Here is a 12,505-nt window from a genome sequence, read left to right on the forward strand (position 1 = left end):
ATGATACGCATAGGAGGTGATTGTATGTGGGAAGATTACTTGGAGCAAGCAACCCATCTCATCATGAATAAGTACCACAAACGGCGAGCCCAGGCAAAAATCCGGCAACAATTGCTTTCTATTTGGGCCGACCAAATCGCGCAGGGAACGGACAGGGCGCAAGCCGCGGTTATGGCGATGGCGACCCTTGGAAATCCTGAGGTCATGGCGGTTAAATTAGCAGAACCCTTGCGTCAGCAACGCGGGTGGCTGTGGTTGGTTTCTGTAGCCCAGCTTTTAGCTGGCCTAGGGTTGCTGGTAGCTTCTTTCCGCACGGAATCTTTGGCCGATATGGCCGTGGGCAGGGTGCTCACCGCGTGGGGCTTCTTCTCGACGAGTCTTAATACGTTTCATCATAGCGGTTTGAGGCAAAATATTGTATTGGCGATGCGCAACGTACGATTTGGTTTAAGTCGGATTGCCTGGGCACAAGGACTGGTGGTTATGGCGACGGCTGCTCTATCGGGAGCGTTGGCTGCGGTGCTGTGTTCCTTGCCGTGGGTCTTTGTGCCGAATACTGTGTTCCATCCTGTGGCGGTGTCCGACTCGTTAGGTTTGGCGCTTTTTGCCATGGCGGCATGGGGCCCTTGGTGGCTGTTTCGAAAAAGGTTAGTAACCGCCTTTAGGGAAATTACATGGCAAATTTGGGCGTCTTTGACCGCCACCGCTGTGTATACGATATTGCTGGTGTGGAATGGACAATTTGTTCCTCCGCCTTTTTTTAATTGGCAGCCGGAGTTGTATGTGTTGGGTAGCTTTGTGTCATTTTTCGCAGCCCTTCGCATCTTTGCCTTTTTCTTTAGCCTTAAAGAGCGGATTGAGCCGTGGCGTGACGACGAAATTCGTTCGGCCATTTAGCCGAATGGTAGTGCTTAGGTAGGAGCGACTCTCGCGGGAGGCGCTCTTTTTTAACGAGGAGGTGAAACCGATAGAAACCGTCGCGGTTGTAGGCGGAGGACCCGCAGGCATTGCGTGCGCGATATGGCTAAAGCGTTTGGGAATGTTGCCCAAGATTTTTGAGCGGCATCATTTAGGAGGACAGTTGCACGATATCACCCTATCTTTGCAAGATGTGCCAGGGTTTTATGGTGCTAACGTTTCTGTATTGCTAGCGGACCTCGTGCAGCAGTTGCATCAGATGGGGATTGATGTCTACGAAGGCCACGATGTGGTGGCATTTGATGAGGCTGAAAAGCTATTGACCTGTGCCGATGGTGCCACCTATTATGCGCAGGCTGTCGTGTATGCTCCGGGACTGCGCACGCGGGACTTAAAGGTTCCGGGTGCACAGTGGGTCACGTCTTTATCCACATCGGCTTTATTGGCTCAGCCATTAGCAGGGGAAGTTCTCATTGTTGGCGGTGGCGACCGTGCATTTGAAGCCGCATTGCGGTTATCGGAGGCCGGAAAGTCCGTCCGCCTCATTCATCGCCGTGATCATTTTCGTGCGCGTCCGGATTTTCAACAACGTGTTCGCGCTTTGGGCATTCCGGTTCATGTGAATACCACAGTCGAGGCGATAACGCCCACTCAAGGCGGTGTGGAGGTTGTACTCAAGGGACCAAGAACAACCAAGCGAGTCAAGGTCGCTGTTGTGATGGTGCGCATCGGGATGGAGCCTGATATCCAACCCGGACTGTGTTCTAGCGTATTGTCCGATGTCGTCCCGCTCTGGCCGTCGTCTCGTCTGCGAGTGATTGGGGATGCGGTGACGCCTGTGCCATTTCGGTCGATTGTCACGGCTTTTGCATCAGGGATGGTGGCGGCCAAAGAGATAGTCATGAATCCACCGTGGCGTTCATAGGATAAGGTACTCGGGACATAACGTGGAAGGGAGACACCCATGGTTGCCGACATTATTGCTCCGGATCTCAAAATTTTGTTTGTCGGATACAATCCTGGCATCTATTCGGACAAGTTCCAGCATCATTTTGCGGGCCCTGGCAATCTTTTTTGGGCATTGTTAGCGGACAGTCAGTTGACTCCGTACCGTTTAAGCCCTGAAGAGGATCAGACCTTGTTGCTGTTTGGCCTAGGCATTACCAACATTGTGGAGCGCATGACCCCGGGTTCGGCTGATCTGACGCCCGACGAATTAGCGCAAGGAGGAAAGGTGCTAGCCGCTAAGATAGCACGTTTCGCTCCTCGCGTGGTTTGCTTTTTGGGCAAGGACATTTACCGGGCAGTTTACGGAATAAAGCGGACGCAAACAGTTGCGTGGGGGTATCAAAGCCCTGGTCGCTTTGTGGCTCCTAACCCTTCAAGACGGTCGACATTGCCCTATGGCATGCGGCTGCAGCATTTTCGGGCCCTCGCAAATCTTACACGCTATGGACCGGATCCTCATGCATTTCGTAGAGGATGGAAAAGTGATTGGCCTCACCAGGCTTAATGGATGCTTGGGTTGCGGCACTAATAATCGCAAAAACGAGGGTATTGAGCACGAGGGCGATGAAGCCGGAATTGATGCCCCACAAGGTACCATGGCCGCTTAGCAGTAAAAAGGCATCCAAGACCCAGCCTGTCATCATCCCCCAGAATGCGCCGTATTTGGTCGCGCCACGCCAAAACAGTCAGCCAATAACGACGGCGGGAAAAAGCTGAGCAATGAAATCATAGGCCACGAGCAAAATGGCCACAAGCAGCGATGGCGTGGCCAACGCCAAAAATAAGGCCAGAAATGTGAGCGGAAATACTAACAATTTCGTGACGCGGTAAATACGCTCGTCGGATTGGGGGCGATATTCTGCCCAGACATTTTTAGCAATGAGAGAGGCGGAGGTCATAATGATGGGACCTGCTGGCACGAGGGCGGCAAAAATGGCGGCGATGACAAAAAACGCAAAGAATGGTGTGGCGAACAAACGACGTGCTAAGATGACCACGACGTCATTGCCATTTTGATGGGTGCCAAGGACGAGCAATGCCCCAAAACCCACGATAATGACAGCGACTTTGACCAATTGGTAGAGCGGCATGAAGACTGCTTGAATCTTCAACGACTTGGGATTTCGGGCGGTGTAGGCGACACCAAACCACTGCGGCCACATCCATTGGCCCATGCCCGTCATGAGGACCGTGGTAACCAACCAAAGTAGTCCCGAGTGTGCGGTTTTGCCAGGCAAGGTCATAACGGGGCCTAGCTCATGCCCAAAGACCATAAACATGGGACCAAAGCCATGAAACTCACGGTAGGGAAACACAATAAATAGCGCACCTAATGCGACGATCATAAAGACATCTTTAATCACAGACTGCCACGCGTTGCCCCGAATCCCGCCCACATACACGGCGGTGGCTAAAACGACAAAACCGATGATATCAGACCACATCACAGAAAGACGACTTTTGCTGATGACATGGAAAATGGCGCCGAGTCCTGTAATGTTGAGGTCGATATAGGCAATCATGATAATCGCGGTAGTAAGGGCAACAAACATTCCCAAGGCCCGTGACTGATAGCGCCCAGCGACAAAGTCTGCTTGGGTGACGTAGCGAAATTTCTTCCCTAAGATCCAGATCAAAGGCAGAATCATGAATCCTAAGGAATAGGCGACGTCATTAAGGGCGACGTTGTAAAACACCGGGCCGCCTTTTGCGTAGGCATAGCCGGCCAGTCCTTGAAAGGTAAATGCGGTGTAAATTTCGGTGCCTAACAGAAACCAGACCAGCCAAGCGCCCATATTACGGCGATTCACGAGCCATCCGGACAATGATGACTGCGATTCCTTGGCTCCTGATATCATGCCTAAGATGGTCAATCCGACTACGGCAATAGCAGCCACGACAATGACGGTTCCCATGCGTTAGTCATCTCCCTTGAAGTGTTGGACGGGGTCGAGCAAATAGACGACGCCCAGAATGATGGGGGTAAGCACGGGAACTAAGGCATACCAGAACAATATGGCGGGCATGCCTAAAATAAAGGGATAGACCCGGTTAAAGTAAATAACCGGGCCCAAAAGATACAAGCCGGTTACTAAACCAACGCCAATAAGCCAGTTGCGCATGGCTGTGCGCATTGTGATCACCTCCCCGTCGTACTTAGGGATATGCACAACGCGCGCGTTTTGTGTTACGGGGTGATGGAGGACAGACGGATAAATCCTTGGGAGGTTTGGAAAATGATCCCCGCTGGGCTTTGACTAAAGAGGCCAGAAGACTGGGGCAGGGGGTGAAGATGATGAGAACCCCAGACCACGAGTTGGCCCGAAGGGTCAACATTATTCATGACTAAGTGGCCGCCTGCTTGTCCAATCTGCGGTTTAAGACCCGTCTGCCACCGGTACCAGCTGATATGGCCATGGGTGTCGACAATAATGAGGTAAGCAGGGAGCGCTGTGGGGCGTTCCAACATGACTGCAAGACTCGGGCCAAATGACAAAGAATCCACCACCAGCGGCCAACGCTTCGCTCGAACCGTGGCGAGGGTCGTTACGTGGGCTGTCTCCAAGTTTTCCAAAGCGATTTGACCATCGCGGTCATAAACAATGTCGCGGCCCCTAAACACAAACGGATGGTGCCCGGTGAGTGCTTGCGAGGGGAGTGTGCGGTGGGGATATGTACTTTGTACGTTTAGCGTCTTGTCCGACACGGAGAGATAATCTAAATGATTGCTAGGCGTAAAATATGGCGTCATGGCATGATCGATTTGATGGTGTTGTAAATGAGGTGCGGTGAGCACGGTAATGGTGTTGCCGTTTTGCCATGCCAGCATGTGCCCATCGGGCGCATAATCTAAAAAACCGGCCGGATCGGTGGGCGCGCTGCTTAAGGGGTAATAAGATCCATTGACCAGCCACCTCGCTTGTCCATCATGAAGAACATAGCTGACGGCGCTGCTTTGGGTGATGGGCAAATACCAATCTGTGTTTGCCAAATGGCCCGGAAGCAATGGTTGCGGTTGGGTGCGGTCTTGCGCTGTGGTGCCTAGTGTCAGAGCAACAGTATGATCTGGCGCAATAATAGGATTGGCCGTTTGCCACGTGCTGACAGGATTCATTTGCTCTCGGTGCATGATGGCGTCCACGACAAACCCAGCTACCACGGCGACTGCAACGATCACAGTCATCCACCCTCTACGCTTCACAACATCCTCCTGCCCCATCTGTTGATATGCTTTAAGGGTACCACAACTCGCCTTCGTTGACTCCCCCTAAGCGAATGATGACGATAGACAGGACTGCCCCTTTTGGTTGAAACCGCCGTGTGAGTATAAAAAGAGTTTGACTCGAGAAAAAAGCTCGTAGGGCTTGTGTAATTTCGTCACACACACTCACGTCAGGATTCCAGACTTGAACCAGGGCGCATGACGTGAATCCAACCCAAGCTCCCCCCAAGGTGGCTTCGGCTAAGATACTTTGGGAGGGCGGGTTGATTGATCATTAGGACGCTGCCGACCGGCGGTGTGTGTTGCGCCTTGTCACCCAAATAGCTCCAACAGTTCCCAAGGCAACCAGTGGCAGGGCTGCTGCCCACGGGACCTCAGGCAATTGTCCGACTACACTGACTATGGGATCGTAATCGTAGACGGGCGCAGTCGGCGGGGGCGAAGATGGTCCCGGTGGCGAAGATGCTACAGTAATTGAATCTTGGGGTTGATACATATGAAATACGATGGGTGATTTAGGTTGGTACACGAGTTCAATCGTATAGTCGTTGCCTAACGGCCCTAACTGGGACGTTGGGATAACAAATTGGTATGTGGCGGTGGCGCTCTCTTTAGGACCTACTGTGGGATCCGGTGAGGATATCAAAGCAGATGCCGTGGCTGTCACGGGTTTCGTAGGCGGCGTGATAGTAATAGTGGGAAGTGCTTGGGGGTTACCACCAGTAAAAGTTGGATTAGGAAATTCCCAAGTGCCGGGCTGGACGCCTGTATCGAACACCGTAATCGCGACGTTTACGTCTGTGTTAAGTCCCGATGTTGTCACGGATTGGATAGACAAGCCCGTTACAGTAAATTTTGCTGCTGGTGCTGGTGCCGCCAAGGCTGTTCCACCCATCATGGTGAGACCAATCGCCATTCCCACACCTAACAGCGATTTGTATCGGTGTATCATAAATGTTAGCCTCCCTTTTTGCCCCGCGGAGTCGGTGTTGAAGAACTATGCCGAAACTACTTCGATTGTACGGGAGCCTCTTATGCCTATCAGTAGCATGCCCTCTATCGAACACCGTCTCGAGGAGGGTATCATTCCTTGGAAGGCAAACTGGGGACTTGGAAAGGTGAAGGATGTCTCTGCACCGGTAGGTAAGGGGGAGGGCTCATTCCGAGTTCTCACCTTATGTCGGCGTCCTCGAAATTAAGGGAATCTGCGAGCGAATGGTACAAATCTCCCCTCTAACGCCTTGGAATGCATTGCAAACTGCACCCAGTTGACATTCCAGTGCGCGCATGTTGCTTTAGCCATAGGCGTGTTTTTGTCCTCAATATGCCCTACCTGAAAGGACGTGGCTTGTAGCAGCGGTTTTCTTGTACCTGGGTAGATTTTTGAGGCTGTGAAGAAAAACAAGGAAATTTGTAGGAACACCTAGAATAAGGTGAGAGCAAGACCGCAGCAGCAATGCAGGGGAGACTTTGATGGCATTGGCAGGGGACCTGACAAAGGTGGAGTGATGACGGTGCAGTGGTATTTTGACGTACTTAAAAAATATGCGGTGTTTTCAGGGCGTGCTGGGCGGACGGAATATTGGATGTTTGTTCTCATTAATGCAGGGATGACCGTTGTTCTGGAATTCATTGATGTGTTATTGACCCATAATGCAGCCATACCGTTTGAAGGGCTTTACACACTCGCCGTGTTTATACCAGGGCTAGCCGTGCTCATTCGCCGTTTGCATGATACGGGGCATAGCGGATGGTGGCTGCTCATTGCCATGATTCCGGTAATCGGATGGATTGTCTTGTTCGTCTTTACCGTAAAAGGCAGTGATCCGGGCATGAATGACTATGGTCCGAACCCCCAATGGAATAGCTAAAGGGCCACGTTTTCAGGATTTGTCTTATGTAAGGTAGGGGTCGTTGGGAATGACGACCGACAATAAATGGGCCATACCGCGCAGGACCTGAAGGCGGCTTTCACTCCAACTAAAAGCCCCCATATAATCGGCTCCGATGACAGCCCAAGTGGGATGGCCGATGGGAAAAATCGCGATAGATTCAGGAGCATTGAGGAATTTCATGACGGGGCCATATAATTCGCATGGCGTATCGCTGGTTTTTTGTAAGACGACGGGGGAATTTTCACGAAAAGCACGGACTGCGAAGGACGGTTGGTCCCAGACAATAAGATCTTGATAGGAGTGGCCGAGGCTGAACACCGGGGCCAGGCCTTTTTTGGTGGCGCGTAGAAACGTCATGGCGGTCGGCTGTAGCAAGCGAAAAGTCGACGCCATGATGGCCATTAACCGCTCATGGGGGGTAGCCTGGGGGTCGGCTAGGCTTTCCATCAGTAATGACCAGTGCAACCGAAAAGAATCCCATGCCATTAAATTTTGCGCCGAGGATTCTAAGAGTTCATTTTGACGGCGCTGGATTTCATGAATGACGTGATTAGGCGCTTGTACTCCGGGGTTCCACGCGCTAGGGCGAGCAAAATAATAGCCTTGTCCAATCGCAACGCCCAGATCAATGCAAGTAAGGAGTTCTTCACGGGTTTCGATTCCTTCGGCGATGAGCTGAAATCCCAGAAATTCGGCCATGTGACTGACTGATGCGATTAAATTGCGTTTGACCGGATACATATGGCATTGAGCAATAATGGAGCGGTCCAGTTTAACAAAATTGGGGCGTACAGCGACTAATTTTTCTAGACCAGAATATCCCGTGCCGAAATCATCCAGGGCGACGGTTCCGCCTTGATTGCGAAAGGTTTGCATGACCGGTTCCACAATGTCACCAAACCAGTTTCCCCGCTCGGTAATTTCAATCACAATGGCCCCATGCTGGCTGCTCCCGACCATGCTCTGAATGTCAGGATCTGTGAGCGAGTCGGGGTGCAAATTGATAAAGAGCGGGTAGGAGAGAGGGTGACCTTGCAAAAATTTCGTAATCTGACCCACAATAAGGCGGTCTACGGCCACGGCGTGACCTTGTATGCTGGCTTCATGGAAAAAGGATTCGACCAGCAGGGGTCGGTGGTTGCGATCAACCGGCCTGGTCAGCACCTCAAATCCGATAATGTTGCCGCTTGACAACGCTAAGAGCGGCTGAAAAGCTAAATCGAATTGAGGCTCCGAGTAAAGCCACTGTGCAATGTCCACGACAGGTAGCGACATGATGTATGATGCGCAGGCAACCCACGCAATCTCCTTTGGCTGTAATGCGATAACGGTTTCATTGTGCCAGGGATAAGGGGGGTTTGTCCATGATTTTGTCGAGGGTTGTCATCGTAAGGACAGAACGTAGATTTAGGTGAATCGTCCGAGAATCACGGGAATAATGGCATATAAACTGTTTTTGTCGGCATGTCCGCTTTTTAGGGCATGCAAGGTGGGCACGGCAATGGCACCAAAGAGAGCATAAGCCAGCCATTCTCGGTTTGTGGCGGGGATATGGGGATGCAAGTAGGTGGCTACAGGTTCTAAGAGTCGGTTTAAAAATTGTCCCACGAGTTGTTCGCGCGAGCGGTCGCGCCATGCTTCACTAAGAAAAAGGCTGAGAAATTCTTGCTCCTCCCAAAAAAAATCAATCCATTGTCGCAAAAGGTCAGATAGCGATGCACCCTCGTGAGCCAGCACCTCTTTGGTCAAAGCTTCCAAGCGTCCCGCGCGTGATTGGACTAAAGCCACCCAAATCGCCTCTTTGGATGCGAAATGGTAATAGACGGACCCCTTCGCTACATGTGAGCGTTGGGCAATGCTGTCGACCGTGGCGCGGTCGTAGCCTTGTTCGGAAAACTCTTGCAAGGCGGCATGCAAGATGCTGTCCCGGGCATTTGATTTTGCCATTGATTTCGCTAGGCTCCTTTACCGAAAGGAATTGTCCTTACCATACCGTGACAGGAGGCATTGAGCAAGGGTTCGGCTAAGGCTATGCGATTTCCTGATGGCACGCTAGTATAGGTGTGGAAGATTTTTAGCGGGTAATGGAGGCCCTCATGAAAACACTAGTCATTGCGGAAAAACCGTCCGTTGCTCGGGATTTAGCCCACGTATTGCGTCCCGGGACGCGTAAAAGTCCTGATAGGCTCGAAGCCGAGGACATGGTATTTACCTGGGCTTTGGGACATTTGTTGTCGCTCGAAGATGCCGAAGGGTATGACCCACGCTACCGGGTGTGGCGTCTCGAAGATTTGCCCATTATCCCCGCCGAAATGAAATACCGGGCGCTTAAGGCCACCACGGGCCATTTGAAAGCGGTGGCGGCATTGATGAAGCGGGCGGATATTGATGTGGTCGTGAATGCTTGTGACGCAGGGCGTGAAGGAGAGCTGATTTTTCGGGAAATCAGCCGTTTTGCCGGATTGCGCAAACCAGTTCAGCGTCTATGGCTGTCTGAGACAACCCCTGAAGCCATAAAGAGGGCGTATGCGGCGATGTTGCCGCAAGCCCATTACGACAATCTTGCGGCTGCGGCATTTTTGCGTCAAGAAGCGGACTGGCTCGTAGGCATTAACGCTTCTCGGGTGTTTTCGGTGCGCCACAAACAACGCCTCAGTGTGGGACGGGTTCAAACCCCGACCTTAGCCCTGCTTGTCGCCCGGGAGAAAGAAATTGAAAATTTTACGCCGCAAACGTTTTATCAGCTGCATGCGACGTTTGAGACGACAAAACAGGCTCAATACCGGGGAATGTGGGTCTTGCTCAATGATCAGGGAGAGGTGGCCCAAGACCGTTTTCAGACCCGTGAAGAGGTGGCTCAACACCAATATCCTTTGCCGCGGCAGGCGGTAGTTCGGCAAGCTCAGAAGTCCACAGAGCGGGAATTGCCGCCCCTGTTGCCCAATTTGTCGGATATTCAGCGGGAGGCCAACCGTCTATGGGGACTCACGGCGGCGAAAACGTTGGCCGCGCTGCAAGGGCTTTATGAGAAAGGCTATATTAGCTATCCGCGGACCGAAAGCCGCCATCTGACCAAAAGCTTGGCGGGCAGTCTGGGATCCAGACTAAAAGCCTTGGAGGCCACAGACCTTGCGCCCCAGGCTCAGCAGGCGTTGCAGAATCTTGAGCAATTTCGCCACTACGGCAAACGATATGTGGACGATGCCAAGGTTACAGACCATCATGCCATGATTGTCACTACCAAGGTTCCTGCGGGCCGTTTGGGGAGTTCGGAAGAATCCTTGTACCGATTGATTGCCCGCCACTTTTTAGCCGCGTTCTTTCCGCCCGCTCTCTTTTCGGTGTATACCGTGCTATCTGAAGATGTTGAGCGCGGGGACATGTTTCGCTCGACGCAGCGGCAAAGGCAGGAAGAAGGCTTTCAAGTGCTCTTTCCTCCGGCGCAAGATCCTAATAAAAAAGAGTCTACCGATCAGTTGCCGTCGTTGCACGAAGGCGAACGGGTGACCATTGTCCAATATGACGTGCATGAAGGCGTGACAAAACCTCCCGTGCGCTATACGGAAGCGGCGTTATTAGGGGCGATGGAGCGAGCTGGTAAAAAAATCGATGATCCCGCCTTAAAAGACGCTATGAAAACAGCAGGATTAGGTACTGCGGCTACGCGCGCTGCGATTATCGAGCGACTAATTACGGTGGGGTACGTGAAACGGGAAAAGAAGCAATTGGTGCCCACGGATAAAGGTAAAACCCTTGTGACATTAGTGCCGGATTTGCTCACACAAGTCACCTTAACGGCGCAATGGGAGGATGGCTTGAGAGCGGTGGAAGAAGGACGGGCAGCCGTTCAAGAGTTTCGCCAAGCCATCCATGGGTTTACCCGGGATGTCGTCGAGCAGGCGCGGTCTGCTCCCGTCAACGAGTTTGCAGTACTAGACGAAGAGGCTCTCTATCCGTGTCCTTTGTGCGCCTCGCCTCTGCAAAAATTTTCTAAAGGGTACCGGTGCACCAAGCAAAAGGATACTCAGTGTGCCTTTATTTTATGGACCACCATTGCCAGCAAAACTCTGACGCCCCGGCAAGTGCAAACGTTATTGACGAAGGGCCGGACAGGAACTATCCGGGGGTTCAAGTCGAAGGCGGGCAAGTCCTTTCAAGCGGCGCTTGTGTTGGAAAATGGAACGGTGCGATTCGATTTCGATCAAGAATCCGCTACAGCCAAGAAGGTCCCACGGAAAAGAAAGGCACCGTCTACGGTCACTAAAAAGGCGGGGACAAAGCGGTAGGAGGCCGCGTTTTGGTATGATACGATAACATGAGCACGTAGTTGAGAGGTAGGCGATGAAATGGGTATCGAGCGACTAGCCAAAGCGCGTGAGCGCCTTGGCAAAGAGCATGCGGCAATGTTTTTAGCTCCTGGTGATGATTTCCGCTATCTGCTCTCATGGTCACCTTTGGCCGATGAGCGGGTGACATTCTTGGGGGTTTCACATGACCGGGTCGTCTTGGTTATTGCTTCCGTCAATGCTCAAGAAGCTCACGAGCATCTAAACGGCATGGTTGACATTGTGGCATTTTCCGATCAAGACGGGCCCCATGCGGTGATGCAAAAAATCTTTGGTCCCATGGCGGCAGATTGCCAGACCTTATACGTTTCGGACGATGCTCGTTTTGATCACGTGGAACGGCTAAAGGCTGCTATTAATGTGCATGATGGGCTCACTGTCGCCTCGTCTCTGATGGCACCATGGCGGATGTCTAAGGATCCTGATGAAGTAGAGAAACTTATGGCCTGTCAGGCGATTAATGACCGGGCTATGCGAAAAGGGTTGGAAAGCATTCGGCCAGGTATGACGGAAATGGAGCTGCAAGATATTATCCGCCGGGCGTTTATGGAAAATGGAGCCGACCGAGAAGCCTTCATCATTGTTGCCGCGGGTTCCCACAGCGCCATGCCGCACCATACATCGGATCAAACCGTCATTGCTGAAGGTCCCGTCCTATTGGATATTGGTTGCTATAAAGATGGCTATGCATCGGATATGACGCGGATGGCTTATGTAGGAGCGATTCCGGACGAATTCGCGCATGTACACCGGATTGTGAATCGGGCGGTCGAAGCCGCATTTGACCAAGTGGCCGTAGGACAAGAAGCACAGCAGATTGATCATGCCGCACGCCGAGTGATTGAGGAAGCGGGATACGGAACATACTTTGTACACCGAACAGGGCATGGGATTGGGTTGTCTGTTCATGAACCGCCTTCCATTATGGAAGGGAATCCGCTTCCGCTTCCGCTCGGGGCAGCATTTTCTATTGAGCCAGGAATCTATCTTCCCAGGCGTTTTGGCGTGAGGCTCGAAGAAGTCGTCGTAGTTAGACATCAGCAGGCTGAAATTCTATCGAAAATCCCACGTGACATCTATCACGTGCCCTTAGATTAAAGACCTAAACGGTGACG

The 12,505-nt window shown here is 52.1% G+C and carries 12 protein-coding genes; 6 read left to right on the plus strand and 6 right to left on the minus strand.

The annotated features are described in order from the left end of the window. Positions 1–24: 24 nt before the first annotated feature. From CO251_RS09840 to CO251_RS09850, 3 genes are all read left to right on the plus strand, one after another. Positions 25–897 (plus strand): hypothetical protein, encoded by an 873-nt coding sequence (locus CO251_RS09840; RefSeq protein WP_103375647.1) that lies wholly within the window; start codon positions 25–27, stop codon positions 895–897. A gap of 61 nt (positions 898–958) precedes the next feature. Next, positions 959–1,843, plus strand: a complete 885-nt coding sequence (locus CO251_RS09845; protein WP_103375648.1) for an NAD(P)/FAD-dependent oxidoreductase — start codon at positions 959–961, stop codon at positions 1,841–1,843. A 39-nt stretch (positions 1,844–1,882) separates the two neighbouring features. Further along, positions 1,883–2,431, plus strand: a complete 549-nt coding sequence (locus CO251_RS09850; RefSeq protein WP_103375649.1) for a mismatch-specific DNA-glycosylase — start codon at positions 1,883–1,885, stop codon at positions 2,429–2,431. 181 nt (positions 2,432–2,612) lie between these two features. On the opposite strand, the gene CO251_RS09855 is transcribed toward CO251_RS09850, so the two are convergent. From CO251_RS09855 to CO251_RS09870, 4 genes are all read right to left on the minus strand, one after another. Then, positions 2,613–3,842 carry a sodium:solute symporter gene (locus CO251_RS09855; RefSeq protein ID WP_207654668.1) on the minus strand — a complete coding sequence of 410 codons (1,230 nt, stop codon included), beginning with the start codon at positions 3,840–3,842 and terminating at the stop codon, positions 2,613–2,615. Between the two features lie 3 nt (positions 3,843–3,845). Then, on the minus strand, positions 3,846–4,061 hold the full coding sequence (locus CO251_RS09860) for a hypothetical protein (protein ID WP_103375650.1): 216 nt from the start codon (positions 4,059–4,061) through the stop codon (positions 3,846–3,848). A 53-nt stretch (positions 4,062–4,114) separates the two neighbouring features. After that, positions 4,115–5,128 carry a hypothetical protein gene (locus CO251_RS09865; RefSeq protein WP_146039051.1) on the minus strand — a complete coding sequence of 338 codons (1,014 nt, stop codon included), beginning with the start codon at positions 5,126–5,128 and terminating at the stop codon, positions 4,115–4,117. Between the two features lie 295 nt (positions 5,129–5,423). Beyond that, positions 5,424–6,101: a hypothetical protein gene (locus CO251_RS09870; protein WP_103375652.1), complete on the minus strand. Its 678-nt coding sequence runs from the start codon at positions 6,099–6,101 to the stop codon at positions 5,424–5,426. 556 nt (positions 6,102–6,657) lie between these two features. Between CO251_RS09870 and CO251_RS09875 the strand changes: the two genes are divergently transcribed. Continuing rightward, the gene (locus CO251_RS09875) at positions 6,658–7,020 is read left to right on the plus strand and encodes a DUF805 domain-containing protein (protein WP_242968522.1); all 363 of its coding nucleotides are present in this window, start codon (positions 6,658–6,660) and stop codon (positions 7,018–7,020) included. A gap of 24 nt (positions 7,021–7,044) precedes the next feature. Here CO251_RS09875 and CO251_RS09880 read toward each other — a convergent pair whose 3' ends face one another. Continuing rightward, positions 7,045–8,319, minus strand: a complete 1,275-nt coding sequence (locus tag CO251_RS09880) for an EAL domain-containing protein (protein ID WP_103375653.1) — start codon at positions 8,317–8,319, stop codon at positions 7,045–7,047. A gap of 132 nt (positions 8,320–8,451) precedes the next feature. After that, positions 8,452–8,991: a TetR/AcrR family transcriptional regulator gene (locus CO251_RS09885; RefSeq protein ID WP_103375654.1), complete on the minus strand. Its 540-nt coding sequence runs from the start codon at positions 8,989–8,991 to the stop codon at positions 8,452–8,454. A gap of 149 nt (positions 8,992–9,140) precedes the next feature. On the opposite strand from CO251_RS09885, the gene CO251_RS09890 reads away from it, so the two are divergent. Both CO251_RS09890 and CO251_RS09895 read left to right on the plus strand, forming a co-directional pair. Then, positions 9,141–11,330, plus strand: coding sequence for a type IA DNA topoisomerase (locus CO251_RS09890; RefSeq protein ID WP_158246280.1), 2,190 nt, complete (start codon positions 9,141–9,143; stop codon positions 11,328–11,330). A gap of 60 nt (positions 11,331–11,390) precedes the next feature. Continuing rightward, entirely contained in the window at positions 11,391–12,488 is a 1,098-nt protein-coding gene (locus tag CO251_RS09895) for a M24 family metallopeptidase (RefSeq protein ID WP_242968527.1), read from the plus strand. Positions 12,489–12,505 lie beyond the last annotated feature (17 nt).

Source organism: Sulfobacillus sp. hq2, assembly GCF_002903155.1.
Lineage (GTDB): Bacteria > Bacillota > Sulfobacillia > Sulfobacillales > Sulfobacillaceae > Sulfobacillus > Sulfobacillus thermotolerans.

Excerpts from the sequence above, each read along its gene's own strand:
- CO251_RS09895 (WP_242968527.1), top strand. The coding sequence starts at position 11,391 with ATGGGTATCGAGCGACTAGCCAAAGCGCGTGAGCGCCTTGGCAAAGAG.
- CO251_RS09860 (WP_103375650.1), bottom strand. The coding sequence starts at position 4,061 with ATGCGCACAGCCATGCGCAACTGGCTTATTGGCGTTGGTTTAGTAACC.
- CO251_RS09880 (WP_103375653.1), bottom strand. The coding sequence starts at position 8,319 with ATGTCGCTACCTGTCGTGGACATTGCACAGTGGCTTTACTCGGAGCCT.
- CO251_RS09850 (WP_103375649.1), top strand. The coding sequence starts at position 1,883 with ATGGTTGCCGACATTATTGCTCCGGATCTCAAAATTTTGTTTGTCGGA.
- CO251_RS09875 (WP_242968522.1), top strand. The coding sequence starts at position 6,658 with ATGACGGTGCAGTGGTATTTTGACGTACTTAAAAAATATGCGGTGTTT.
- CO251_RS09870 (WP_103375652.1), bottom strand. The coding sequence starts at position 6,101 with ATGATACACCGATACAAATCGCTGTTAGGTGTGGGAATGGCGATTGGT.
- CO251_RS09885 (WP_103375654.1), bottom strand. The coding sequence starts at position 8,991 with ATGGCAAAATCAAATGCCCGGGACAGCATCTTGCATGCCGCCTTGCAA.
- CO251_RS09855 (WP_207654668.1), bottom strand. The coding sequence starts at position 3,842 with ATGGGAACCGTCATTGTCGTGGCTGCTATTGCCGTAGTCGGATTGACC.
- CO251_RS09890 (WP_158246280.1), top strand. The coding sequence starts at position 9,141 with ATGAAAACACTAGTCATTGCGGAAAAACCGTCCGTTGCTCGGGATTTA.
- CO251_RS09840 (WP_103375647.1), top strand. The coding sequence starts at position 25 with ATGTGGGAAGATTACTTGGAGCAAGCAACCCATCTCATCATGAATAAG.